Raw genomic sequence first — 24,842 nt, 5'->3', positions numbered from 1 at the left:
CGTCCCCCGATCATCCACAGCGTTTTCCGCCCTGTTATCCCTTTTGCAAGCGATTGATTGGTAAGGGAATCTTCGGGTTATCAGCAGGAACTGGCGCCCGTTAACAGTTACTACGAAGGATAAATATGCAATTGGTCAAAACTCAACGAGACAATCTGCTGCGGCCGCTGCAAATTGTGAGTGGCATCGTCGAGCGTCGCCATACGTTGCCGATTCTGGCCAATTTGCTCATTCGCAAGCACGGACAGGACATCTCGTTCCTCTCCACCGATCTGGAACTCCAGATCACCACGACCGCCGATTGCGGTGCGGGCGCCGATGATGTGGCGACCACCGTGGCGGCGCGCAAGCTGCTCGACATCCTGCGCAACATGCCGGATGCCGAAGTGGCGCTCTCGCTGTCGGACAAGCGTCTGACGGTGCAGGCCGGCAAGAGCCGTTTCCAGTTGCAGACGTTGGCAGCGGAAGACTTCCCGACCGTGGCCGAGGCGAAGGATTACGCCGCGAGTTTCGCATTGCCGCAGCGCACGTTCCGCCAGTTGCTGGCGATGGTGCACTTTGCGATGGCGCAGCAGGACATCCGTTACTACCTTAACGGCATGCTGCTGGTGGTCGATGGTGAAGAGATCAAGGCAGTTGCGACGGACGGTCACCGTCTGGCGTACAGCAGCACGAAGATTGCCGGCGAGAAGTTTGCCAAGCAGGAAGTGATCATCCCGCGCAAGACGATTCTCGAACTGCAACGTCTGATGGAAGACATCGACGATCCCGTGCAGATCGACGTGGCGCCGAGCCAGGTCAAGTTCCGTTTTGCGAACGTCGAGCTGGTGTCGAAGCTGGTCGAGGGCAAGTTCCCGGACTTCACGCGCGTGATTCCGAAGGGCTACGCCAACAGCTTCACGATCAGCCGCGAAGAGCTGCATCGTTCGTTGCAGCGCGCCGCGATCGTGACGTCGGACAAATTCAAGGGCGTGCGTTTCACACTGGCGCCGAATCTGCTGACGATCATCGCGAGCAATTCCGAGCAGGAAGAAGCACGCGAAGAAATCGAAATCGATTACAGCGGTGACTCGGTGGACATCGGTTTCAACGTCACGTATCTGCTCGACGTGCTGGCCAACCTGAAGGTCGAGCAAGTGAAGATCAGTCTGGGCGACGCCAATTCGAGCGCGTTGATCACACTGCCGGACAACGACGAGTTCAAGTACGTCGTGATGCCGATGCGCATTTAAGCGGAAATTCCGCTACACGCGCCGCCATGCGCGAAGGGGCCGAGCGCCCCTTTGGCGTTTCTAGAGGATGATCCTTTTGCAGGATAAATCGCTCTCCGGGTGCCAAAAGTGCCTGGGAGCGACAGGGTCATGAAGCAGCAAACCGTCAGCAATGACGCAGTAACCGGAAGATTGTCATGAGCGAACAGCAAAAACAGGCCGAAAACGGCTACGGCGCAGCATCCATCCAGATCCTGGAAGGTCTGGAGGCCGTACGCAAGCGTCCAGGCATGTACATTGGCGACACGTCGGACGGTACGGGCCTGCATCACCTGGTGTTCGAGGTGCTGGATAACTCGATCGACGAGGCGCTGGCGGGTTATTGCGACGACATCCACGTGATCATTCACGCGGACAACTCCATCTCCGTGACCGACAACGGCCGCGGCATTCCCACGGGCATCAAGTTCGACGACAAGCACGAGCCGAAGCGTAGCGCTGCGGAAATCGTGATGACCGAGTTGCACGCGGGCGGCAAGTTCGACCAGAACAGCTACAAGGTGTCGGGCGGTCTGCACGGCGTGGGCGTGTCGTGCGTGAACGCACTGTCGACGTACCTGAAGCTCACGGTGCGCCGCGACGGCAAGAAGTCCTTCATGGAATTCCACCGTGGTGTGCCGCAAAACCGCGAGCTGGAAGTCATCGATGGCGTCGAGACCTCGCCGTTGAAGGTGCTGGGCGATACCGACAAGCGCGGTACCGAAGTGCACTTCCTGGCGGATCAGGAGATCTTCGGCAAGGTTGAATTCCACTACGACATTCTCGCCAAGCGTATGCGCGAGCTGTCCTTCCTGAACAACGGTGTGCGTATCCGCCTGTCGGATCTGCGCACGGGCAAGGAAGAAGACTTCGCTTTCGCGGGTGGCGTGAAGGGCTTTGTCGAGTACATCAACCGCTCGAAGTCGGTGCTGCACCCGACCATCTTCCATGTGATCGGCGAACGCGACGGTATCGGCGTGGAAGTGGCGATGCAGTGGAACGACAGCTACAACGAGTCGGTGCTGTGCTTCACGAACAACATTCCGCAGCGCGACGGCGGCAGCCACTTGACCGGTCTGCGCGCGGCCATGACGCGCGTGATCAACAAGTACATCGACGAGCACGAGATGGCCAAGAAGGCCAAGGTCGAGACCACCGGCGACGACATGCGCGAAGGTCTGACCTGCGTGTTGTCGGTGAAGGTGCCGGAGCCGAAGTTCTCGTCGCAGACGAAGGACAAGCTGGTGTCGTCCGAAGTGCGTGCGCCGGTGGAAGAGTACGTGGCGAAGGCGCTTGAAGAGTTCCTGCTCGAGACCCCGAACGACGCGAAGATCATTTGCGGCAAGATCGTCGAAGCGGCGCGTGCGCGCGACGCAGCGCGCAAGGCACGTGAAATGACGCGCCGTAAGGGCGTGCTCGACGGCGTTGGCTTGCCGGGCAAGCTGGCGGATTGCCAGGAGAAGGATCCGGCGCTGTGCGAAATCTATGTGGTTGAGGGCGACTCGGCAGGCGGTTCGGCCAAGCAGGGTCGCGACCGTAAGTTCCAGGCCATTCTGCCGCTGCGCGGCAAGGTGCTGAACGTTGAGAAGGCGCGTTTCGACAAGCTGATTTCGAGCGAGCAGATCGTCACGCTGATTACCGCGCTGGGTTGCGGTATCGGCAAGGACGACTACAACATCGACAAGCTGCGTTATCACCGCATCATCATCATGACCGATGCTGACGTGGACGGCGCGCACATCCGTACGCTGCTGCTGACGTTCTTCTATCGTCAGGTGCCGGAGCTGATCGAGCGTGGTTACATCTACATCGCGCAGCCGCCGCTGTACAAGGTCAAGCACAACAAGGACGAGCGCTACATCAAGGACGAGGCCGAGTTGGCCACGTACATGCTGAAGCTGGCGATGAACAATGCCGAGCTGACGCCGTCGACGGGCGCGACGCCGATTTCGGGCGATGCGCTGGGCGAGCTGACGCGCAGCTACCAGTTGGCCGATAGCGTGATCGAGCGTCTGAGCCGTCTGTACGAAGCGTCGGTGCTGACCGCCGTGACCGAAGGTGTCGAGATCAGTCTGGATACTGAGGAAGCCGCAGCGAAGTCGGCTCTGGCATTGGAAGCAGCATTGAGCGACGACCCGCTGGCGCCGGAGATCACGATCAAGGCGGTGACGGAAGACGTCGAGAATGCGGAGCCGGTGATTTCGCTGCGCGTGATGCGTCGTCACCATGGCAACGTGAAGGTGAGCGTGATCGATCCGTACTTCCTGCAATCGGCGGACTTTGCGCAGTTGCAGAAGACGGCTGAGACGTTCAAGGGCCTGATCGGCGAAGGCGCGACGATTCGTCGTGGCGAGCGTTCGCAGTCGGTGGCGAACTTCAAGGCCGCGATGAAGTGGCTGATGGCCGATGCCGAGCGCAACGTGTCGAAGCAGCGCTACAAGGGTCTGGGCGAAATGAACGCGGGACAGCTGTGGGAAACCACGATGGACCCGACCGTGCGCCGCCTGCTGCGCGTGCAGATCGAAGACGCGATTGCTGCGGACGGCATCTTCACGACGCTGATGGGCGACGACGTCGAACCGCGTCGCGCGTTCATCGAGTCGAATGCACTGCGTGCTGGGAATATCGACGTTTAAGGCGTTTGTAGACGTATGGCGCCAGCGTCACTGCGACTGGCGCCATAGTCTTGAGAAGGCGTTCTGCGGATCTGCCTTCGTTGCACCACAAGAATTAAGGGCTTAGCCGATGGCTAGGCCCTTTTTCTTTGGTACAGACTCAGAACTGCGCCGTGAGCGAGAAACCCACCGTTGCGTGCGCTGTCTGGAACGTCTTCGGTTTATAGACGGGCGTTCCTGCAAAGACCTCCCCGGCGACAAAGCCGAATGGCAACTTGGCATTGCCTCGCACACCAATGACTGCCCCGGCGAGTTGTGTGCCGGCGAGATAGACGGCATTCGGACCACTCACGCGTCCGTAATCGACGCCAGCGAACAGCGAGACGCCGGACGCACCCAGCGCCCATTGCAACTCGTTGCGCCAGTAGAAGCCCTTTTCAGCCGCCAACGACGACTCGCCATCAAACCCCCGCACCGTGTATCGACTGCCGATGCTCAAATCGTCGATGTAGTGCAGCACGTCGCTGGTGAATTGCCCGTGGAACGTCGTGACATAGCGTAACGGCAACTGACCGAGTGGCAGTGAGAGGTTGGCATCGAGCACGGCCATCTTGAAGCGGTACGTGGGCGTGCCGGGCAAGGCGTTGTCCGGCGCAGCGCCCAATCCGGCAACGCTTTGTCGATACATGAGGCTGCCGTCGAACTGCCCGGCGCCGAGGTAGTGCCGATCGACGAACCCGAATTCGATGAACGTGTTGTTGCGGTATCGGTCAGAACGTCACGATCGAGTCGGCGGTGGAGCGTCAACATCACGACGAGACGCATGACTACAAGAGTTCCGGCTTCACGCTGGCGGTGAAATCGCCGGTGATCGATGCGGTGCAAAACGTCACCAATCAGGTCAGCGCTGCAACGAACTCCGGGGGAGATGCACGCGTTTCCGTGCTACGCGGGTACGCTGCGGCCAGCGGCGCGGTGGGTGCGTTCGGTGAAGCGAAAGGCGCGTTGAGCATGCTCGAGGCGGGCAAAATGCCGGACGCCAAGATTGAGCTAAGTTTTGGCTCGTCGAGCAGCCATTCGACATCATCCGTCGATACGACACAAAACGTGTCGAGCAACATCAAAGCCGGTGGAACCGCAGCGTTCATAGCGACAGGAGACGCGGCGTCGGGCAAAGGCAACGTCAACATCATCGGTTCGAACATCGATGCGAAGGACGTTTTGCTGCAAGCGAACAACCAGGTCAACGTGCTCAGCAGCAAGGACACGGAGTCGACCCGCAGCGACAACGAATCGAAAAGCGGCAGCTTTGGCGTGTCGTTCGGCACAGGCGGCTGGGGCGTGTCGGCATCGCTCTCGAAGTCAACCGGCGACGCGAATTCGGATTCGACATTCCAGAACAACTCCCACATTAATGCGAGCAACACCGCCGTGATCGTGAGCGGTGGCGACACGAACATCGTTGGCGGGAATGTGAGCGCCGACAAGGTGATCGCGCGCGTGGGCGGAGACTTGAACATTGCGAGCGTGCAAGACACTGGCGAGAGTTCGGCGCATCAGGAGAGCATGGGCGGTGGTCTGAATCTCAGCATGGGAGGCGCGTCGGGGAGCTTTAGCTATTCGCGTGGCAATGCGAGCGGCAACTACGCGGGCGTGGTGGAGCAATCGGGGATTCAAGCGGGAAGCGGCGGGTTTGACGTCAACGTTGCCGGTAACACGGACCTGAAGGGGGCGTACATCGCGAGCACAGCGGATCCGTCGAAGAACCAACTGACGACGGGCACGTTGACGTTCTCCGATATCGAGAACCACTCGGACTACAGCGCGAACAGCTTTGGCGTAGGCGGCGGCTTCACGATGGGCAACGGCGGCGCGAACGAGCGTAGGACGGGGCCTTCGTCCGGCAAGAACACGGGCGGCATTTCACCGATGCTGCCGCAGTCGGAGAGTGGCAGCGAGCGTGGCACAACGCGCAGCGGAGTAAGCGAGGGAACGATCACGCTGACCAACGGTGCAGGCCAGACGCAAGACCTGGCGAGTCTGAATCGAGACACAACAAACCTGAACGACACAGTGAGTCGCACGCCCGATCTGCAGAAGCTGCTGGGCGACCAGTCGCGATTGATGGCGGCGGCGACGGCGGCCGGTGAAGCGGTGGCGCGCGATATTGGGACGTATGCGGATAAGAAGCGAGATGCGGCGCAAAAGCTAGCCGACGGCACGGCAGATCCGGAGTTGAAGGCGCAATACCAGAAAGAGGCAGATGACTGGAAGGAAGGCGGCGATTACCGTGCAGCCATGCACGCGGCAGGGGGCGCGTTCGTTGCGGGGCTGGGTGGTGGCAATGCCTTGGGTGGTGCTTTGGGTGCGGGGGCGACGTCGAAGCTGGGGGGCGTTTTGAACGACCTGAGCGATCAGATCAAGAACTCGCATCCGACAGGGAATGCTGATGTTGATCAGGCGTTGGCGCAGATTGTGGCGACTGGGGTTGGCACGGCAGTCGGTGCGGCGGTCGGTGGGAGTTCGGGGGCGTTCGCTGGGTATAACGTCGATCGGTTTAACCGGCAGTTGGATCCGAGAGAACGTACGTGGGCAAAGGACAATGCACAGGCGTTCGCAGACTTCTATAGGAAAAGGACGGGCGATGCCATTTCCGTGACCGACGCGGAGAATCTCTTGCTCGCAGGCGGCTATCGTCTGGTAGATGCAGCAGCAAGCAGCGCGCCCGGTGCTGATCGATATGCAACTGAATATATTTCGAAAAACAGCGGTAGTCTATTCAGTGCAACGGCCGCTGAGCGCAAAAATCCTGGACTAGATGGAAAGGAAACAGGAGCATCCACACCGGAACGACGAGCACTGAATACTAGCCATGTACCTAACATTGAACCGCTTTCATGGGCGGTAAGTGTTGGCGTTTACTACGGGTTTGGCGGTGAATTTGAGGTCGGGTTCACCGGAATTTCCCCAACCGAGGCGAGGCTGGGGTTTGGCGTGGGTATTGGTGCACATGGATGGCTCACCGGTTCAGGTCAAGGCGCGAATGCAGACCTAGTTAGCTATGGGGCTAGTCCCAAGATCGGTGACTATCGTATTGGCTCATCTATGTCCACGAGCGCGATTCTCGGTCCTTTCGCCGGACAGATCGGAGGGGGCGCGGGACTTTTCTCCAACATCCAGGGAACGCCACTCACTGGGGGCTATTGGCAGGCAAAGGGGGGAATTGCAATTGCACCAACCGTGGGCATCGGGGTAGAAGCAAAGGTGAATATCATTGAGTTTAGCTATAAAGGGAAGTGATGAAATGGAGTCGGACAAGAAAGTAAGGCGGTTCAATGCGGTTAGACGTTCCATAATCGCGATTCTTATTGTTGGATTCCTGAGTTTTCCGCTTTTTAAGCTGTTGCCTCCGTCATATGAGTATCTGGTACTGGTTCACGTCGCATTTTTTGTCGTCGTGCTAGTGATTGTGATCGGTAGACTCTATCGGTGCCCATTCTGCAATTCGATACCGCGAGGGCATCCGATTCCGTATGTCGATCTAGCTCCGAGAAGTTGCAGGGTTTGCGGGCATTCGTTCACGGCGAGCGACAACAATGAATCTGGGGAGAGCACGTCTTAGAGTACTGAGCTACCGGTCGCTGCATCAGTGGATGCACGAGGCAACATCGGGGGTGAGCTGAAAAATCTTGGATGGTGCCTGGGAGGTATTTGAACGGAATAAGTATCGGCATCGGGGCAGAAGGTTCCTCTCCCGTCAATGTCACCGCGGATCCAACATGTCAATATCAAAAGGGGAGATAGGGTTGTATGCTGCAAAAATTTATCCAGTCGAGGGTGCTCTGATATTCGGATTATTAATATTTATTTTTATAGTACTTCTGGTATTTGTTCCAGGAATTAAACGGGGAATTGATGGGGCTGGAGGTGAGGGAAAAAACGACCTGCGGGCTTTGGTGGTTTGCGGTAGTGGTGCTATTAGATCGGGAGGAGGGATATATCGCCTCAGTCTCTATGATCGATATTTAGTGATGGCCCTTGTCTCATCTTCTTCTTATTCATATAGTGATGTGGAAATCGTCGATGGTCCATGGGGGGATGGTCGCTTGGTATTACTCCTGTGCCGAGTCCGAATGGTAATTTACGGGCGTCCGAATTCGGTCGATGCGTTTCGTCGCACGCTTGCAATTCAAGTAAAGTCGTCGGCCGGCAGAGGCAACTGATGGTCGTCCATTCGCGGATGTGCAAGTGCGCGAGCCGGAACTCGCAAGGTGTCAGATCGCCTAGCGAGCTATGCGGCTTGAAATCGTTGTAATTCTGTCGCCACCGTTCGATCTTCTCCCTGTACGACATTCCAGATCAATTGCCGACTTTGGACCGAGCGGGCCGAACGGTAGTGTTTGTGGTTTTGCTCAGCCCGTTCGCAGGCACGGTGACATGATTTAGTAAAAAAGAGAACAGGGCGATAGTGTCGGGTTCATCGTATATGGGGTTTTCAAGCGGAAATGGCATAGGAGGTTGGCACACAGGAGTGGAAGTCGGAAAGGTAAAAGCCAATGCAAATTCAATTTATTGATAACGGTAATCTGAGTTCGTGGCTGCAACTCCTACTGGTAGGTGTTGGTGTTGGCACGGCGGCCTCAGCAATTTATTTCGATTTCTCTGTTATATGGGCTCGAGTTCTGCTGCTGCTTGGATTTGCGATCGCACTGGTTGGCGGAATGGCAAGTCGTGCCAAACTTTTGAAAATTAGACCCTTCGATAACGGCTGCAAGAAGGCGCGCGATTCTTATCGAGTGAAGTAAGGCGACAAGGAATAAGTGCCGTGTCAGATGACGGCGGCCTGGCCCAACCGGTCACAGGCTATGACGGAGACAAAGGCAGATGCAATCGTATCGAGATCGAAGAGTGCTGGAGTGAGCGCTGCTCACAACTTAAAGACGAAGAACAAATGAACACACGTCTTTCTCGAAGCACCAGAGCCTTTGTCAGCTATCTGCTCGTGTTTCTCATTACCTATTCGCTCTGCGGAGTGGTCATTGAACTTATTTGGCTTCCCTTTATTGCATGGATGCACGATTACGACGGCTACCTTTGGCCGTCAAAGTCACGCATCTATGCTTGGTGCAAGCTGATTCCGTTCGCGACTATCGTCTCCGGTGTCGGAGTTTGGCTCTACGAGCGCAAGCGTATCGGCTGGTAATTGAAAGGCACGGTTTGTTGGTCGAAGGGATCGTCCAAGAGCCCTTCGATATACCTCGTCTATGAAAATTCGAAAGAGGTTGGCATCTCCGGCAGATCGAATTGCCCCTACGCTGACCCTACATCCGAATTAGTACCGAGTAGCCATTCGACATCGTCCGTCGATACGACGCAAAACGTGTCGAGCAACATCAAAGCCGGTGGAACCGCAGCGTTGATAGCGACAGGAGACGCGGCGTCGGGCAAAGGCAACGTCAACATCATCGGTTCGAACATCGATGCGAAGGACGTTCTGCTGCAAGCGAACAACCAGGTCAACGTGCTCAGCAGCAAGGACACGGAGTCGACCCGCAGCGACAACGAATCGAAAAGCGGCAGCTTTGGCGTGTCGTTCGGCACAGGCGGCTGGGGTGTGTCGGCCTCGCTCTCGAAGTCAACCGGCGACGCGAACTCGGATTCGACATTCCAGAACAACTCCCACATTAATGCGAGCAACACCGCCGTGATCGTGAGCGGTGGCGACACGAACATCGTTGGTGGGAATGTGAGCAGACTGCTTGAGACTCAGGCGATAGATTCAGCGCTCAATCTGGTGCTATCTGACGGTAAGGTAGTGCTCGGTGGTTTTGGGAGTAACTACGACTATCTGCAGAAAAATGGTTGTAAGTGCGATAGTCCCGCATCAATGACGATCGAGAGGTCATTGAGATGAGGCCTGAGTATTCACAGGTGATATCGGAGATGTGTGAGACGCTTCAACCGCTGGGATTTGTCGTGATTTGTGACGACGAGTTTTTATGCGTGCAGGCGAATTCCGGAAAGGTCGTTGTCCTGGAGGGGGAGCCGCATGTGCGTGGCGCGTTCAATGTGAGCGTAACGTCCGGGTGGCCACAGGTTCCTGAATGCATGTTTAGCTTGCGCTTGCTGATGAAAGTGTTTGGGGATGATGCACCGGCATCCTTGCTGAATCAGCTCGAATTCTTGACGGTCAATATGGCTGCCCTATTCGATCACCCGGAGAGATACGCATCTAAGTACCGGTTTCTGAATCGCGGCTGACTCTCATCAGGGCAGTCTGAGCCAAGACGCAACCAAATTCTCCGTCGAGAGCGCGGGAGAGGGGCAGAGACCGCCCCCCGAAAAGCCGTAGCGCCGAAAACTGCCGATTCCTGGAAAATCTGACGCCACGATATACGGAGTTGACTCGAGGTGCGTCGTAGTTATCAGTGACCTCCGTGATCCAAGAAAATGAACATTTCGCGAATCATTTAAGTCGTCGCTCCTTGCGCTCATAGTTGCGGGGGCTTTCTGATTGGTGTTGTTTTGCCCGCTGATAAAGAAATTCATCGTCAATTGAGCCAGCATATCTGGGCTATACATGGTGACTTCGACCCTTATAAAATGAATCAATCGAAAATATTTTGAATGGATTGTCCACTAAAGAGTGCTAACACGAGGATAAACGTACCAATACTTCAATGCCATCTTTCGCACCAATCGGATCATGCTAAATAATCGATTTCTGGGGCATCCTGCAAAGAATTACGTAATGACACTTGGGGTACTGCTGTGGCTGCTCGTCGTAATTTTCGCGATGGTAAAGAATCCATCGGTGACTGACGCAAATGCGAAGATGAGCCTGATGAAAGTGGACATGACCGCAATGCTCGCAAACGGAGGGGATGTTATCTATCGGGATGAAAATGCGAAATTCGGAGGGGCGCTTCTGATGCTGATGGTTCGCAAGGCAGGGTGGACGGAGCAGCGCAGAGATGCATATGCCAAAACGTTGGTGAATATCGGGTGGCACCAGATTCAAACGGGCCCGGTAAAATTCTGCAAAGCGGGCATGATCGCGGAAATTCATCCGAGCGTCGCAGATTACAAAGGAGTGCCGGTGGTGCTCATTGGTATGAGATACGACGCAACGACGATTAAGTCGTGCAAATAGTCAACCTGCCGAAATCCATTCTAAGGCTTCGGGATATTTACATTCAATTATAAAACCTAGTCTCTTGGCGGTTATGGCAGATAAAATATGGCATCCATTCGAATAACAGAGCTGGAAAATATTGGTGGAGCCGGCAAGAAATGATATTAAAAAAACATTTCGAACTATTTCGCTGGACGTATTATTTCCTCTTCTGGTTTATGGGTATGGGGGTCAGCGTCGTTATTATCGAACTTGCTGTGGGACCCGCATTGCAATGGTTGTTTTACGACATCCCATATCAAGTGCCGACTTGGAATCGAGCGGGAAAAATGGCCATGTTCGTGGTCTTGTTCAGCTTATTCGCAGGCACAGTGACATGGTTTAGTGAAAAAAAGAGAACAGGGCGATAGCGCCTGAGTTGATGAACCCGGCGCTGGCCGGAGTCGTCACGGGGTTTGCCAGCGTAAGCATCATGGGATAGGTGGCGTGCTGGCGACAATATGACGATGATCGGGTTTAGATGGTGCGCTCGGCGCGCACACTGCCGATAGCGCTGCTACCTGTTCGACCCTCATCCGCTCCAGATGCCTCACCTATGTGACGACGCCAGCGTGGCGATAGGTTGGTCGCAGGACCTGTGGTGTTACCATATGCGCCCATTGGCGATCGCAACGGTAACTCGTTGATTTTCTGGGCCTACAGTTGCATGAACTGTGGTGCCTTACGCCCAAGGCGCCAGAGTGTGTGCAACTGGCGCCGCCGTTTCACGACGGTTCGACGCAACGACATCGCAGGGGCATCTGGCCTGCTGTGGTATCGAACCGGTAAGACATAAGCGCGACGGATTTAGAAAAGGCCTTGATCATTCAAGGCCTTTTCTTTATCCGCACGCATGATCGTTTCGCACTGATCGCATCACGTCGATCAGCACACATCGATCACATCACATTTATCACGAAAGGAACACGACGTTGGCACCATCGGAACACGAGCCGCACCGCGAGGGCGGCAAGGCGGGGGCTTCTGCCCCGGGCGAACTACGCCGCACGCTGTCGGCGCGCCACCTGACGATGATCGCGGTGGGCGGGTCCATCGGCACAGGCTTGTTCGTGGCCTCCGGCGCCACCATCGCGCAGGCGGGCCCCGGCGGTGCGCTGCTCGGTTATGTGCTGATCGGCATCATGGTCTATTTCCTTATGACCAGTCTGGGCGAATTGGCCGCTGCCATGCCGGTGTCCGGCTCGTTCTCGACGTACGGCGCGCGCTATGTCGAGGAAGGCTTCGGCTTCGCGCTGGGCTGGAATTATTGGTACAACTGGGCCGTCACCGTCGCGGTGGATCTGGTGGCCGCGCAACTGGTCATGGCGTACTGGTTCCCCGACATACCGGGCGTCTACTGGAGTGCGTTGTTCCTCGCGATCACCTTCGGTCTGAACGCCCTCTCGGCGCGCGGCTTCGGTGAAGCCGAATTCTGGTTCGCGCTGATCAAGGTCGTCGCCGTGCTGGCCTTCGTGGCAATGGGCGTCATGATGCTGCTCGGCATCATTCGTGGCGGCGAGACCGGTGGCCTCGCTAACTGGACCGTGGGCGATGCCCCCTTCGCGGGTGGTTTCGCAGCGCTGATCGGCGTGGCCATGGTCGTCGGTTTCTCGTTTCAAGGCACCGAACTCATCGGCATCGCCGCCGGTGAATCCAAAGACCCCGCCCGCAATTTGCCGCGCGCGGTACGTCAGGTGTTCTGGCGCATTCTGCTCTTCTACGTGGCGGCAATTTTGGTGATCGGCCTGCTGATCCCGTACACCGATCCGCATCTGCTGCGTAACGACGTGAGCGACATCAGCGTCAGCCCGTTTGCCCTGATCTTCGAGCGTGCCGGGCTGCTGGGCGCGGCGTCGGTCATGAACGCGGTGGTGCTGACCTCGATCCTGTCGGCGGGCAACTCGGGCATGTACGCGGCGACACGCATGCTCTTCAGCCTCGCGCGCGATGGCAAGGCCCCGCGCATCTTCGGTCAAATCTCAAGCAACGGCGTACCGATGTGGGCGCTGCTGGCGACGGCCACTGTCGCGGCCTTGTGCTTCTTTACCTTCGTGTTCAGTCCCAACGCCGTCTATATCTGGCTGCTCAACACCTCCGGCATGACGGGCTTCATCGCGTGGCTGGGTATCGCGATCAGTCACTATCGATTCCGCCGCGGTTATATCAAGCAGGGTCACGATCTGGCCAACCTGCCCTACGTGTCGCCGTTCTTCCCGTTCGGTCCGATCTTCGCGTTCGTGCTGTGTCTGATCATCACGCTTGGCCAGAACTATCAGGCGTTCCTGCAAGACAAGATCGATTGGGGCGGCGTGGTCGCGACGTACATCGGCATTCCGCTGTTCCTGGTGATTTGGGCGGGCTACCGGCTGGTGAAAGGATCGCGCTTCGTGAAGTACCGTGAAATGAAATTCCCGGATGCGCGGGCGCGCAATCGCGCAGAGGCCCCGGCTTCTGGCGCGGCTACCGAAATCGCGTAGCGCGTTTCGATACCACTGCCGTTGCAACAAAAGAGAAGGGCCTTGATATTCAAGGCCCTTCCTTTTTAAATCTCACGCCTCGTAAAACAACCCGTACTCCCCGCCTGTTCGCTTGATTCGCGCGAAGCCGAGTTCGCCCAGATGCATCCCGGCGATCATCAGTCCCTCCGCGCTGACCCTATCCAAAAGCCGTGATCGTGTGTCGGCCGCCATCGTCGCATCCTGATCGAAGGCAATCGTTACGTCCGGCCGTTGAATCTGGATATGCGGGAAATGAACGATGTCGCCCCAGACCAGCACGCCTTGATTGCCGGATTCGATGAGATAACCGGTGTGCCCATCCGTGTGTCCCGGCAGCGGCATTGCGCTGATACCCGGCAGCACATCGCCGGCATCGAACGTACGAACTCTGTCGCGATAGCCGTCGAATACCTGACGCGCGATGAGAAAGTTACCGCGTGCCCGCTCGCTGGCACGGCTCAGGTTACCGTCGTCCTGCCAGAACCGGATCTCCCGTTGATGGACCACAAGCTCCGCGTTCGGGAAGGCAGTCGCCCCATCGGTATTCACCAGCCCGCCGACATGATCCGGATGCGCATGAGTCAACAGAATGGTGTCGATCGAAGAGGGCTCGATGCCGGCAAGCATCAAGTTGGTTTTCAAGCGGCCGCCCCATTGCTTGATACCGCCCGCCCCGCCATCGATGAGAATCGTGCGGCCCGCGCCGCGCACCACGTAACAGTTGATATGCACCGCGTCGGGCGCCTTCTGTCCGGCATCACTCTGGATTCTGGCGGCGTCCGAGGCCTCGATATTCGCGAGGAAGTCGAGGCTGGCGGTGAGATAGCCGTCGCTGACGGCGGTAATCGTGAATTCCCCGATTTGCTGACTGGGAAAGATAAGGTTGGACACAGGGCAGCTCCAGAACGACTAATCGCGGGGGTGAATGTTTGGGGTTAAGGACGTTGGCGCGTCAGCGTCCGGCGCTCTCCTCGGAACGCGTAGCGAGGTGCTTGTCAGTTGCGCGGCCATAGGCAAGTAAAGATGGACACCTTCTGCGATGGACTCGACACGCGGCACATCCGTCCGAGACAACACCGCAAGCCAACGCCGCACCGGAAACTTCTCCAGCGCAACGGCGTGCATGGCCAGCGGTTTAAGCCCCATTTGAATCAGCGGCTCAGGCCCATTCGCACAAAGCGCGAGAATCTCGTCGTCATTCACCGCCGGGGCAAGACCCATGCCGTCATACAGATTTCGATGCCAATCGGTGATGTGTTCCTGCCACTTCGCGAAATTGCCGCCGCCCTTCTGGCGATACTCCTCGCCCGTCAAAACATCGAGACCATCAATCGTGTGGATCGCCAGATAAACGGGACAACCGTCGCTGATCGCTTTGAAGCGCTGCGACGTGTGAAAGCCCGTGACCGAGATGAGCGCTGGCAGCTTCTCAAGGCTGTAGAAGTCGTTCCATTCGGCTTCGCTTGCGGCGTCGGCGAAGCTGCATTCCACGGTGTAGATCATCAGATTGTCCTTAGTGACCGATGAGCATTCGCCGGTGAAAAAACGCATGCTCATTGCATTAACGTAATGCTAATCTGATGTTTTCGGCCTTCACATCGATATAAAGTCAGCCTTCAGTGATGTTTGATCAAGCTGACATCGCACGCAGGCCAATCTGCGAGACCCTCATGCGACGCAAGATTCCAAGCAATTCCGCGCTCCAGGCCTTCGAGGCCGCAGCCAGACACGGCAGCTTTGCCCGGGCGGCCGATGAACTAGCGCTGACCGAAGGCGCCGTCAGCCGTCAGATCGCCCGATTGGAGGCGTTTCTGGGCGTCACGCTTTTCGAGCGCGCCGGAAATCGCGTGCGACTCGCTCCTAACGGCGCGCGATACGCGGTGCAGGTACGCGAGACGCTGGATCGACTGGAACGCGACAGCCTGTATCTGATGGGCCAACCCATCGAGGGCGCGAGCATCGATATCGCCGCAAGTCCGACCTTCGCTACCCGTTGGTTAATCCCGCGCCTGAAGCATTTCCAGAACCAGCATCCGAATGTCACCGTGCATATCGCCGAGCGAATGGAGCCTTTCCTCCTCGCGGGAAGCGGTTTCGATGCGGCGATTCATTTTGACCATCCGGCGTGGGCCGGCATGCATCTGCATCCGCTGCTGGAGGAGGTGCTGGTGCCCGTCTGTAGCCCGGCGCTGCTTGCGGAAGCCGGGGTGAACACGTCGCTCGACGCACTACCGCGTCTTCACCGCCGGCAGAATCCTGACGCGTGGCAGAGTTACGCGCAGGCGACCGGCATCTTGCTGACCAATTCGGCCGTGGGCGCAAGGTTCGATCTTCATTCGATGTTGATTGAAGCCGCGCTAGCCGGCTTGGGTGTCGCGTTGGTCCCGCGTCTTTACATCGAAACGGAGCTTGAACAAGGCCGTCTGGTTGCGCCGTGGCCCGACGCTAAAGCGATTACCAAGACCTTTTGCCTTGTGCTGCCGGAACCGATCGAATTGAGCGAGCCACCGGTGCAGGTGTTTGCGAAATGGCTGCTGGATGAAGCGCGGGGCTTGTCGCTTTAAAACCGGAGGCCTTCGGCTTCACCCACGACGTGTATCCCACACTTCACCCGAAGCCAAAACGTCCCGCCTCGCGCCGCTCACACAATTGCCTCGACGAACTCATCGAACTCATCGACCAGATCGAACCGATCCCGACTCAACGCCGAGGCACCCGAATTGCCGCCACTGCAAACCACCACCAGCGCACCGAACACCGCCATCGACATGGCATTGCTGCTGACGCTATCCACGCTTTGGGGCGCGTCATACACGTTCATCAAGATTGGCGTCGCCACCATCCCGCCGGTGACGTTCATCGCGGCGCGCACGTTGATCGCAGGCACTGCGCTGCTGCTCTGGATGCGCTTGCAACGCGTTCCCATGCCACGTGATCCTGCCGTGTGGCGGCGCTTCTTCGTACAGGCGCTGCTCAACAGCGTGGTCCCGTTCACGCTCATCGCATGGGCGGAGCGCTCGGTGGACGCCAGCCTTGCCACCATCCTCAATTCCGCCTCTCCGGTCCTCGCGTTTCTCGGCACGTGGCTGTTCACTCGTCATGAACCGATCACGCCTCGTAAGGGTATCGGCGTCGTCGCAGGCCTCGCCGGTATCTGCCTCGTCGTAGGCGTCAGTGCGTTCGACGGGCTCGGTCACCAGCTAATCCCGCAACTGGCGATCCTGCTGGCAACGGTTTGCTACGCGGCGGCAGCGATCTATGGACGATCGTTTAAAGGGCTCTCTCCGGCGGCACCGGCGGCGGGCTCACTCATCGTCGGTGCGGTCCTGCTCGTGCCGGTGAGTCTGGCCGTCGACCGTCCGTGGACGCTTCACCCGTCTGCGGCGTCCCTCATGGCGCTGCTCGCGTTGTCGATCTTTTCGACCGCTGTGGCATTCGTCATCTACTTCCGGCTCGTGCAGACGCTCGGTTCCGTGGGCACCACGGCGCAGGCCTATTTGCGAGTGCCGATCGGCGTAGCCATCGGCATCGTGTTTCTTGGCGAATCGCTGACGGCGTCTGCGTGGCTCGGACTGGGATGCGTCGTCGCGGGCGTGGCCGCCATGACGATCCCTCCCCGGAAACCGCGCCACCAAAACGCCTGAGGCCGCCAGCGCCTGCCGTTAGCATTCTTCTATCAACGGCCCAATTCGATAATTTCTCCCGACATCTGCATCCGTTGGCGGTCCCCGCTCGTATAGAGGGGAAATACCGCCATCGGAGCTCGCATGTTGCTCGCTGCCGCCTTCGCGTACGTCGCACTGATCGCCGTCTTCACGGGGGCGTGGCTGCGCCAATTGCGCACGCACAACGCCGGGATGGTCGACCCGGTCTGGGCGGCGTCGCTGGCCGGGGTGGCGGTGCTGGCCGCCGTCCTTGGCACCGGCGCCACCGTCAGCCGGGTGTTCGTGCTCGTCGCGGGCGGCCTTTGGGGGCTGCGACTCGCCCACCACCTTTGGCAGCGAAACCACGGCCAGCCGGAAGATCCCCGTTACCGCCAGTTCCGCGAGCAATGGGGCGACGCGGCGAACCGCAACATGTTCTGGTTTTTCCAGTTGCAGGCCGTGATCTCGATGGCGTTGTCCATCGCGTTCTTCATCCCCGCGTTTCAGGCGGAAACCCCGTCATGGATCGCTCTCGCGGCGGCCATCGTCATCTGGCTGATTGCCGTCATCGGTGAGGCATCGGCTGACCGCCAACTGCGGCATTTCGTGGCCGACCCGGCCAATCGCGGGCAGGTCTGCCGGGTTGGCTGGTGGCGCTATTCGCGTCATCCGAACTACTTCTTCGAATGCGTGCACTGGTGCGCCTATGCGGCGCTGTCGCTGGGCTTGCCGTTGGGCTGGCTCACGCTGCTGCCGCCGCTGCTGATGGCGGTGCTGCTGCTGAAGGTCTCGGGCGTCCCGATGCTCGAAGCGCGCCTCGTCAAAACACGGCCGGGCTATGGCGAATACATGCGCACCACCAGCGCCCTTGTGCCTTGGCCGCCGAAGTCTTCGATGCAGTCCAACTCAGACACGCCACCCCCCTCACCCCCATCACCCCCGTCAGGCCGCCAATCATGACTGCCGCCCAATCCACCCGTCCGCCGGAGTCCGTCCCCATGACCGCGATCCTCACGCAGCCGCCTGCCGACACGTCGAAGCCAGCCGCCGCGCCCGACGAGTCCGGACTCATCCGTTTGTGCGAACGGGGTTTCGTACCCGACGTGCTCTTGCGTGCCGCCATGCGCGCCCTGATGCGCCAGCGCCTGCGCGACGAACATGCCGACGACGCCGAGCGCAGCGCGCAGGCCCTCGAAGCGCTCGTTTCCGAACTCCGCGCCAGCCCCATCGCGATTGAGACCACGGCGGCCAACGTCCAGCATTACGAAGTCCCGAGCGCGTTCTTTGCGGCGCATCTCGGGCCGGCGATGAAGTACTCGTGCTGTCTCTATCCGACCGGTGAAGAAACGCTTGCACAAGCAGAAGACGCCATGCTGGCCTGCTACGCCGAGCGCGCCGACATCGAAGACGGACAACGCATTCTCGATCTCGGATGCGGCTGGGGATCGCTGTCGCTATGGCTCGCCGCGCGCTACCCCTATGCGCGCATCGTCGGTCTCTCGAACTCGGCAGGACAGCGTCAGCACATCGAAGCCGTCGCGGCCCAGCGCGGCTTGAAGAATCTACGCATCGTGACCGGCAACGTTGTCGACTTCGAATTCGACAACACCGTGCCCGCTGGTTTTGATCGCGTGATTTCCATCGAAATGTTCGAGCACATGAAGAACTACGAAGCGTTGCTTGCTCGCATCGCCCGCTGGCTCAACGACGATGGCAAGCTGTTCGTGCACATCTTCGCGCACCGCCACCTCGCCTATCACTTCGAGAACAAAGACGGCACCGACTGGATGTCGCGACACTTCTTCACGGGCGGCACGATGCCGTCGGCGGATCTGCTGCTGCGCTTTCAGAACGACTTGCGCGTCACGCATCAATGGTGGCTGAACGGGCAGCACTACGAGCGCACCGCGAATCAATGGCTTGCGTCGCTCGACGCGGCGCGTGACCGGATTCTGCCGATTCTCGAATCGTGCTACGGCCCCGACGCTCGCGTCTGGCTGCAACGGTGGCGCATGTTTTACATGGCCGTCGCCGAGTTGTTTGGTTACGCGAAGGGTAACGAATGGGGCGTGGGGCACTACCTGTTCGAGAAGGCCGGTGCATCGCGCCGCCTCACGAAGTGACGACGGGGAACATCATGCATCCGACACCAGCCTGGCTTCCCCCGGGTCGCCGCATTGCCGTCGTAGGGGCCGGTATTGCGGGACTCGCGAGCGCTTACCTGCTCAAGCGAAGACACCGCGTCACGCTGTTCGAAGCGGCGAACTACGCGGGCGGCCATTCGCATACGGTCGACGTCACACTGGACGGCACCACCGCACCTGTGGACACGGGTTTTCTCGTGTTCAACGACCGCACCTATCCCAACCTGCTGGCGCTCTTCGACGAACTGGGTGTGAGCGCCATCGCCAGCGATATGTCGTTCTCGGTGTCGGTGAACGGCGGCGCGCTCGAATGGGCGGGCACCAACCTCAACACGGTATTCGCGCAGCGTAGCAATCTCTATTCGCCGAGCTTTCTGGGCATGTTGCGCGACATCCTGCGTTTCAATGCATCGGCAGAGCGCCATCTGCACCACGCGGAACGCGAACGCCATTCCGTCGGTGAATTGCTCGCCGCGAATGGCTACGGTCAGCCGTTCCAGCATCACTATCTGCTGCCGATGGCCGCCGCGATCTGGTCGAGCCGCGCGGCCGATATTCTGCATTTCCCTGCGGCCACGTTTCTTCGCTTCTGCCTGAATCACGCACTGTTGCAAGTCAATCACCGTCCACAGTGGAAGACGGTGACCGGCGGTTCGCGCGACTACGTCCAACGTATCGTGGCCACCCTCGACGATGTGCGTCTGAATACCCCCGTGCAGAGCATTCGCCGCGACGCCGATGGCGTGACGCTCATGTTCGATGGCGAGGCGCCACAACATTTCGACGCTGTCGTTATGGCGGGGCACGCCCCCGATACACTGCGTCTGCTGGCCGATGCCGATCCGCAAGAACGAAGCACGCTCGGCGCCATTCGTTATCAACCGAACACGGCGGTGTTGCACACCGACGCCCGCTTGCTGCCGCGACGCCGCCGTGTCTGGTCGGCGTGGAATTACCTGAGCAAAACCAGCGCGGCCAATGCTGCGCAGAGCGATGCGCAATCGCCCGTGTGCGTGAGTTATCTGCTCAACCAGCTTCAGGCACTGCCGTTCAGCACGCCGGTGATTGTCACGCTCAACCCGGTAGACGAACCCGCGCCCGAAGCGACGCTGGGCCGCTACGCCTACGAACATCCGTTGCTCGATCTTGCCGCCGTCGACGCGCAGGCGCGATTGCCGGAACTGCAAGGCCAGCGGCGCACGTGGTTTGCCGGTGCGTGGACGGGTTACGGCTTTCATGAAGACGGACTGAAGTCTGCGCTGCGCGTCGCGAGAGACTTCGGCGTATCACCGCAGTGGGCCAAGCTATGAAAGCCCTCAACCTGCGCGACGGCCCCGCCGCCTATCTCTTGCGCGGCAACGTGATGCACGAGCGCCTGCGCCCGGCACATCACGCATTCGACTACCCGCTGTTCCAGATCGTTTGCGACATTGGCCGTCTGGACGAATCGAAACGCTGGTGGTTCGGCGTGGACCGCTGGGGACCGATGTCGATATCGTCGCGTGACTACGGTCCGCGCGATGGCAGCGCGCTTGAGCCGTGGATGCGAGCTCGTCTTGCCGAAGCGGGTATTCCCGCCGATGGACGCATCTGGCTGCAAACGATTCCGCGCCTCGCGGGCTACGCGTTCAATCCGGTGAGCTTCTGGTATTGCCACGACCGGCACGGCGATTTGCGTGCGTTGTACGCCGACGTGCGCAACACGTTTGGCGAGCATCACGGGTACTTGCTGAGCGCGCCGGGCCACTTCGCGATTCTGAATGGCACGGTGCTGCAATGCCGGAAGGTCTTTCACGTGTCGCCGTTCTGCGATGTCGAAGGCCGCTACGAGTTTCGCGCGCGACGCTACAAACAAAACCTGTCGGTTGCCATCGACTATTTCGATCACGACGAGGTGTTGTTGCGCACGGCGCTCAGCATGCAGGCCGAGCCGTTCACTGGCCGAAGCGTACTTCGTGCGGTGATGGCGCTGCCGTTCAATGCCATCAACGTCGTGCTGCGAATTCACTGGCAAGCGTTGCGTCTGCTGCGCAAGCGCGTGCCGTTCTACGGCAAGACACCGCCGACGCAGGTGGCGACGACTTGCGTTGCCAATGCCGATGCGGCCAAACAACAAGCCTCGCCTTCCGATCAAGAGGTCATTCCATGATTCCGATTCGCATGCTCTCGCCGCATTCGGCGATTCCTCTGTCGGCACGTCTGTTCATGGGATTGCTCCAACGCATCCGCGTCGGGCATCTGACGCTCATTGCGCCCGACGGGACACAACACGTTTTCGGCGATCCGCACCTGTCGCCGGGGGCCACGCTCCAGATTCTCGACTGGCGGGCTTGCCGCCGAATACTGCACGCGGGCGATATCGGTTTTGCCGAAGCCTATCGAGCGAAGTGGGTCGATTCACCCGACATCATCGCGCTGCTGCGCCTGGCGATACGCAATCAGTCGTGCGTTTCACAAACGCTCACGGGCTCGCGACTGGCGCAGCTCTGGTATCAACTGCGGCAACGTCTGCGCGCGAACACGCGCTCGGGAAGCCGTCGCAACATTCACGCGCATTACGATATCGGCAACCGCTTCTACGGACTCTGGCTTGATGAGACATGGACGTATTCGAGCGCGCTGTTCGACGGCAATGAACACCGTTCGCTGGCCGAGGCACAAAGCGCCAAGTATCAGCACATCGTCGACACCCTGAAGCTGCGCCCGGGCGCGCGCGTGCTGGAGATCGGCTGTGGCTGGGGCGGCCTTGCCGTGCATGCGGCACGTCAGGGTATCCACGTGCACAGCCTGACGATTTCGCAGGCGCAGTTCGAGATCGCCCAGCAACGCATCGCGGATGAAGGGCTCGGTGCGCTCGCCGATATCGTGCTGATGGACTACCGCGACGTGCAGGGCCAGTTCGATGCGGTCGTGTCGATCGAGATGTTCGAGGCGGTCGGCGAGTCGTTCTGGCCGGGTTATTTTGCGACGCTCAAACGATGCCTTAAACCGGGTGGTCAAGCGTTGGTGCAATCGATCACGATCGACGAATCGGCTTTCGAAGCTTACCGCGCGTCGGGCGATTTCATCCGTGAATTCATCTTCCCGGGCGGCATGCTGCCGAGCGCAGAGCGCTTCGTGAAAGCCGCGGAAGACGCCGACATGAAAGCGGCGGTCACGCTGTCGTTCGGGCTCGATTACGCGCGGACGCTGAACCTCTGGCGCGCTGCCTTCGAAGCGAATCTCGACGCAGTGCGCGAACAAGGCTTCGACGACACCTTTGTCCGGACGTGGCGGTTGTACTTGCAGTACTGCGAGGCGGCGTTCATGGAACAGCGCATCGACGTGCGGCATTTTCTTGTGAGTGTGTGACGTTGATATGCGATCGCACTTCGCGGCCTGCTTATCGAGCGCGTGCGCGCAGGCGTCGCTGTGACCGCCATCGCACGACGCTCGCAAGTCGGCGTCTATGCCATCGCCGGGCAGATCGGCTGGTTCGCGTGCGTGCTTGGCGCAGCGCACGGTAGGGCCTGGATCGGGGCGTTGGTTGTCGCCGCACTGGCTTGCGCTCATTTGGCGGTGACGCAGACCCAACGTCGCGAACTCTTGTTCCTGAGCGTCGTGACGATCTGCGGCTGGACGTGGGAGTGCGTTGTGGTGCGCACCGGATGGCTCCGATACCCGGGGGACGCGGCAACTGCCTATGCCCCCTACTGGATGGCGAGCTTGTGGCTGCTCTTTGCGTTGCAGATCAATGCGGTGTTCCGCTGGCTGCGCGGTCGATGGATGATTGCCGCGCTGCTGGGCGGCATCGCTGGGCCATTGTCGTTTCGCGCAGGGGTCGCGCTCGGGGCGGCGCATTTGATCGCACCGGTTGCCGCGTTGGCGCTCATTGCTGTCGGCTGGATGGTGTGGCTACCGGCGCTCGTCTGGTTCGGAGAGAAAACGGACGACGCAGGCTCCACGAGGGCAGCGTCGTCCGCGTGACGACAGGCGTCGTTTCAAACATCGGGGGACGGTATCGCCGTCAACCCGAGATGTAGCGCCGTCTCCGGTCTCAGTGTCACGTGCATGCGTGGCTTGGGTGCGGCCATACCGTCGGGCACCGACAGTGTGAAGCGCTGCAAGATCATGGCGGCGATCACGATGATTTCAGTGGTCGCCAGATGCTGCCCGAGACAGACACGCGGCCCGGCACCGAAAGGCATATGCGTGCCGCGCGGCGCCGCCGGCGCATCGCTCGCGAAGCGCTCCGGGCGGAACGCCGTGGGCTCGGCAAACGATCGCGCGTCGTGCTGCAACAACTGCACCGGCAACATGAACAACGTTCGCGCCGGAAACTGCCACGCGCCCAGCGTGATGGGACGCGTTGCACGACGACTGAGCAGGGTCGGCGCCGCGGGATACAGGCGCAGCGTCTCGTCGATCGTCTGGGAAAGATAGCGCAGTGCGGACCGGGGCTCGGCGCTCGGCACCATCTCACCCGCTAAACCCAACACACGAATCACCTCGTCGCGCGCGGCTTCTTGTATCGCCGGATTTGAGGCCATGCACCATGCCCACCACGTGAGCGTGCCTGCCGTCGTTTCGTGTCCAGCGAGAAACGTCGTCATGCATTCGTCGCGCACCGCCTGCAACGACCAAGTCTGCGGATCTTCCCGATGCAACCGCAGCAATCGCGACAACAGGTCATCAGGCCACACGTCAGCAGGCATCGCCAGACGCGCGTTCACATGACGATCAATCAATCCCTTCAGCCCACGAACGGCGCGCCGCTTCTCGCGCTTCCACGGCATCCAGTCCGGCCAGCTCGCGGGCCAATAGAACTCGGCATCGGCCGCTTCGCTCGCGACGCGCAGCGCGCGCTCCGCCATGCGTGCCTCGTCACCGATTTCGCCTGAAAACACCTGTCGCATGATCACGTCCATCGTGAGCGAGGTCAGCGCGCTTTCGATGGACCAGTGCGCGTCACGCTGTGGCCACGCGTCGAGCGCACGCGCCGTAGCGGCTGCGATATGCGGCACGAACGTCTGCACCGACTTCGGCAGGAAATACGGTTGCAACGTCTGCCGTTTGTGGTGCCACGCGTCCCCTTCCGCAATCAGCACGCTGTGGCCGTGAAGCTGTGACATCACGCTCACCCCGCGCTCCCAACGAATCAGCGAGTGATGGTGCGTGACCAGTAGCGCTCGAACGAGTTGCGGGTCGGTCACGACGACAGCATGCTCGGGCCAGAAGCGCACGTACACCACGTCGCCATAAGTGCGTTTCCATTGCGCCAACGTACCCAGCAGGTCACCGGACATCTGCCGGAGCAGTCCCCAGCCGGTGATGCCTGCCGGCGGCCCGGGCGGCCATACGCCGGGTGGGTGCAGGGCAGGAGCGGTCGCCTCGGGTGTCTCCGGCGTAACGGGACGAGACGACGCTGCGGCATCGCCGTGAAACGGACATTGGGGTGGGGTTCGCGTGTTCATGACGGGTATTTCACGCCAGCGCGCATCGCTTGTCTTGAACGGAAACGACGTTTACAACGGCCTG

Annotated in this window: 21 protein-coding genes and 1 pseudogene; 17 read left to right on the top strand and 5 right to left on the bottom strand. The window is 59.5% G+C overall.

Translation table 11 applies throughout. From position 1 onward, the window contains the following. Positions 1-125: 125 nt before the first annotated feature. Together dnaN and gyrB are read left to right on the top strand one after the other, a co-directional pair. Entirely contained in the window at positions 126-1,232 is a 1,107-nt protein-coding gene (gene dnaN / locus CDV44_RS22525; protein WP_058376642.1) for a DNA polymerase III subunit beta, read from the top strand. A 176-nt stretch (positions 1,233-1,408) separates the two neighbouring features. Continuing rightward, positions 1,409-3,886, top strand: coding sequence for a DNA topoisomerase (ATP-hydrolyzing) subunit B (gyrB, locus tag CDV44_RS22520; protein WP_087690640.1), 2,478 nt, complete (start codon positions 1,409-1,411; stop codon positions 3,884-3,886). A gap of 139 nt (positions 3,887-4,025) precedes the next feature. On the opposite strand, the pseudogene CDV44_RS22515 reads toward gyrB, so the two are convergent. After that, positions 4,026-4,640, bottom strand: a pseudogene (locus CDV44_RS22515) (ShlB/FhaC/HecB family hemolysin secretion/activation protein); the annotation flags it as partial. Positions 4,641-4,660: 20 nt separating this feature from the next. On the opposite strand from CDV44_RS22515, the gene CDV44_RS22510 reads away from it, so the two are divergent. Continuing rightward, positions 4,661-7,165, top strand: coding sequence for a hemagglutinin repeat-containing protein (locus CDV44_RS22510; protein ID WP_249277654.1), 2,505 nt, complete (start codon positions 4,661-4,663; stop codon positions 7,163-7,165). Between the two features lie 705 nt (positions 7,166-7,870). On the opposite strand, the gene CDV44_RS28775 is transcribed toward CDV44_RS22510, so the two are convergent. After that, a complete protein-coding gene (locus tag CDV44_RS28775) occupies positions 7,871-8,218 on the bottom strand; it encodes an integrase core domain-containing protein (RefSeq protein WP_087690635.1) in 348 nt (115 codons plus the stop codon). Positions 8,219-8,421: 203 nt separating this feature from the next. Between CDV44_RS28775 and CDV44_RS22500 the strand changes: the two genes are divergently transcribed. The 6 genes from CDV44_RS22500 to CDV44_RS22470 all read left to right on the top strand — a co-directional run bounded on the left by CDV44_RS22500 (position 8,422) and on the right by CDV44_RS22470 (position 13,516). Beyond that, the gene (locus tag CDV44_RS22500) at positions 8,422-8,670 is read left to right on the top strand and encodes a hypothetical protein (RefSeq protein ID WP_087690633.1); all 249 of its coding nucleotides are present in this window, start codon (positions 8,422-8,424) and stop codon (positions 8,668-8,670) included. 20 nt (positions 8,671-8,690) lie between these two features. Next, positions 8,691-9,068: a hypothetical protein gene (locus CDV44_RS22495; RefSeq protein ID WP_087690631.1), complete on the top strand. Its 378-nt coding sequence runs from the start codon at positions 8,691-8,693 to the stop codon at positions 9,066-9,068. Further along, positions 9,069-9,779, top strand: a complete 711-nt coding sequence (locus tag CDV44_RS22490) for a hemagglutinin repeat-containing protein (RefSeq protein ID WP_087690629.1) — start codon at positions 9,069-9,071, stop codon at positions 9,777-9,779. Positions 9,780-9,808: 29 nt separating this feature from the next. Further along, complete coding sequence (locus tag CDV44_RS22485; protein ID WP_141118789.1) at positions 9,809-10,126, top strand: hypothetical protein; 318 nt, start codon at positions 9,809-9,811, stop codon at positions 10,124-10,126. Between the two features lie 445 nt (positions 10,127-10,571). Further along, positions 10,572-11,018: a hypothetical protein gene (locus CDV44_RS22480; RefSeq protein WP_141118788.1), complete on the top strand. Its 447-nt coding sequence runs from the start codon at positions 10,572-10,574 to the stop codon at positions 11,016-11,018. Positions 11,019-11,971: 953 nt separating this feature from the next. Beyond that, complete coding sequence (locus CDV44_RS22470; protein ID WP_087690621.1) at positions 11,972-13,516, top strand: amino acid permease; 1,545 nt, start codon at positions 11,972-11,974, stop codon at positions 13,514-13,516. 72 nt (positions 13,517-13,588) lie between these two features. Here CDV44_RS22470 and CDV44_RS22465 read toward each other — a convergent pair whose 3' ends face one another. Together CDV44_RS22465 and CDV44_RS22460 are read right to left on the bottom strand one after the other, a co-directional pair. Beyond that, entirely contained in the window at positions 13,589-14,428 is an 840-nt protein-coding gene (locus CDV44_RS22465) for an MBL fold metallo-hydrolase (protein WP_087690619.1), read from the bottom strand. Between the two features lie 18 nt (positions 14,429-14,446). Beyond that, positions 14,447-15,040 carry a sugar ABC transporter gene (locus CDV44_RS22460; RefSeq protein WP_170936080.1) on the bottom strand — a complete coding sequence of 198 codons (594 nt, stop codon included), beginning with the start codon at positions 15,038-15,040 and terminating at the stop codon, positions 14,447-14,449. Between the two features lie 167 nt (positions 15,041-15,207). Between CDV44_RS22460 and CDV44_RS22455 the strand changes: the two genes are divergently transcribed. The 8 genes from CDV44_RS22455 (at position 15,208) to CDV44_RS22420 (ending at position 23,291) form a co-directional block, all read left to right on the top strand. Continuing rightward, a complete protein-coding gene (locus CDV44_RS22455) occupies positions 15,208-16,101 on the top strand; it encodes a LysR substrate-binding domain-containing protein (protein WP_087690617.1) in 894 nt (297 codons plus the stop codon). A 204-nt stretch (positions 16,102-16,305) separates the two neighbouring features. Then, positions 16,306-17,181 (top strand): DMT family transporter, encoded by an 876-nt coding sequence (locus tag CDV44_RS22450; RefSeq protein WP_087690615.1) that lies wholly within the window; start codon positions 16,306-16,308, stop codon positions 17,179-17,181. A 123-nt stretch (positions 17,182-17,304) separates the two neighbouring features. Further along, positions 17,305-18,141 (top strand): DUF1295 domain-containing protein, encoded by an 837-nt coding sequence (locus CDV44_RS22445; RefSeq protein ID WP_087690613.1) that lies wholly within the window; start codon positions 17,305-17,307, stop codon positions 18,139-18,141. A gap of 38 nt (positions 18,142-18,179) precedes the next feature. After that, positions 18,180-19,304, top strand: a complete 1,125-nt coding sequence (locus CDV44_RS22440; RefSeq protein WP_087690611.1) for a cyclopropane-fatty-acyl-phospholipid synthase family protein — start codon at positions 18,180-18,182, stop codon at positions 19,302-19,304. 14 nt (positions 19,305-19,318) lie between these two features. Continuing rightward, entirely contained in the window at positions 19,319-20,635 is a 1,317-nt protein-coding gene (locus CDV44_RS22435; RefSeq protein ID WP_087690838.1) for an NAD(P)/FAD-dependent oxidoreductase, read from the top strand. Then, positions 20,632-21,474 carry a DUF1365 domain-containing protein gene (locus CDV44_RS22430; RefSeq protein ID WP_087690609.1) on the top strand — a complete coding sequence of 281 codons (843 nt, stop codon included), beginning with the start codon at positions 20,632-20,634 and terminating at the stop codon, positions 21,472-21,474. The genes CDV44_RS22435 and CDV44_RS22430 overlap by 4 nt, the downstream gene beginning before the upstream one ends. Further along, positions 21,471-22,676 carry a cyclopropane-fatty-acyl-phospholipid synthase family protein gene (locus CDV44_RS22425; protein ID WP_087690607.1) on the top strand — a complete coding sequence of 402 codons (1,206 nt, stop codon included), beginning with the start codon at positions 21,471-21,473 and terminating at the stop codon, positions 22,674-22,676. The genes CDV44_RS22430 and CDV44_RS22425 overlap by 4 nt, the downstream gene beginning before the upstream one ends. Before the next feature lie 60 nt (positions 22,677-22,736). Then, complete coding sequence (locus CDV44_RS22420; protein WP_249277653.1) at positions 22,737-23,291, top strand: DUF2878 domain-containing protein; 555 nt, start codon at positions 22,737-22,739, stop codon at positions 23,289-23,291. Between the two features lie 14 nt (positions 23,292-23,305). Here CDV44_RS22420 and CDV44_RS22415 read toward each other — a convergent pair whose 3' ends face one another. Further along, on the bottom strand, positions 23,306-24,778 hold the full coding sequence (locus tag CDV44_RS22415; protein WP_087690605.1) for a cytochrome P450: 1,473 nt from the start codon (positions 24,776-24,778) through the stop codon (positions 23,306-23,308). Positions 24,779-24,842: the final 64 nt, after the last annotated feature.

Origin of the sequence: Pandoraea sp. PE-S2R-1 (assembly GCF_002179865.1) — a bacterium.
Classification (GTDB): Bacteria; Pseudomonadota; Gammaproteobacteria; order Burkholderiales; family Burkholderiaceae; genus Pandoraea.
Note: the sequence above shows the minus strand (reverse complement) of the source record. Positions and strands in the feature narration are given on the sequence as shown.

Coding starts and splice junctions, on each gene's coding strand:
- dnaN (WP_058376642.1), top strand. CDS start 126: ATGCAATTGGTCAAAACTCAACGAGACAATCTGCTGCGGCCGCTGCAA.
- gyrB (WP_087690640.1), top strand. CDS start 1,409: ATGAGCGAACAGCAAAAACAGGCCGAAAACGGCTACGGCGCAGCATCC.
- CDV44_RS28775 (WP_087690635.1), bottom strand. CDS start 8,218: ATGTCGTACAGGGAGAAGATCGAACGGTGGCGACAGAATTACAACGAT.
- CDV44_RS22500 (WP_087690633.1), top strand. CDS start 8,422: ATGCAAATTCAATTTATTGATAACGGTAATCTGAGTTCGTGGCTGCAA.
- CDV44_RS22485 (WP_141118789.1), top strand. CDS start 9,809: ATGTGTGAGACGCTTCAACCGCTGGGATTTGTCGTGATTTGTGACGAC.
- CDV44_RS22480 (WP_141118788.1), top strand. CDS start 10,572: ATGCTAAATAATCGATTTCTGGGGCATCCTGCAAAGAATTACGTAATG.
- CDV44_RS22460 (WP_170936080.1), bottom strand. CDS start 15,040: ATGATCTACACCGTGGAATGCAGCTTCGCCGACGCCGCAAGCGAAGCC.
- CDV44_RS22455 (WP_087690617.1), top strand. CDS start 15,208: ATGCGACGCAAGATTCCAAGCAATTCCGCGCTCCAGGCCTTCGAGGCC.
- CDV44_RS22450 (WP_087690615.1), top strand. CDS start 16,306: ATGGCATTGCTGCTGACGCTATCCACGCTTTGGGGCGCGTCATACACG.
- CDV44_RS22445 (WP_087690613.1), top strand. CDS start 17,305: ATGTTGCTCGCTGCCGCCTTCGCGTACGTCGCACTGATCGCCGTCTTC.
- CDV44_RS22440 (WP_087690611.1), top strand. CDS start 18,180: ATGACCGCGATCCTCACGCAGCCGCCTGCCGACACGTCGAAGCCAGCC.
- CDV44_RS22435 (WP_087690838.1), top strand. CDS start 19,319: ATGCATCCGACACCAGCCTGGCTTCCCCCGGGTCGCCGCATTGCCGTC.
- CDV44_RS22430 (WP_087690609.1), top strand. CDS start 20,632: ATGAAAGCCCTCAACCTGCGCGACGGCCCCGCCGCCTATCTCTTGCGC.
- CDV44_RS22425 (WP_087690607.1), top strand. CDS start 21,471: ATGATTCCGATTCGCATGCTCTCGCCGCATTCGGCGATTCCTCTGTCG.
- CDV44_RS22415 (WP_087690605.1), bottom strand. CDS start 24,778: ATGAACACGCGAACCCCACCCCAATGTCCGTTTCACGGCGATGCCGCA.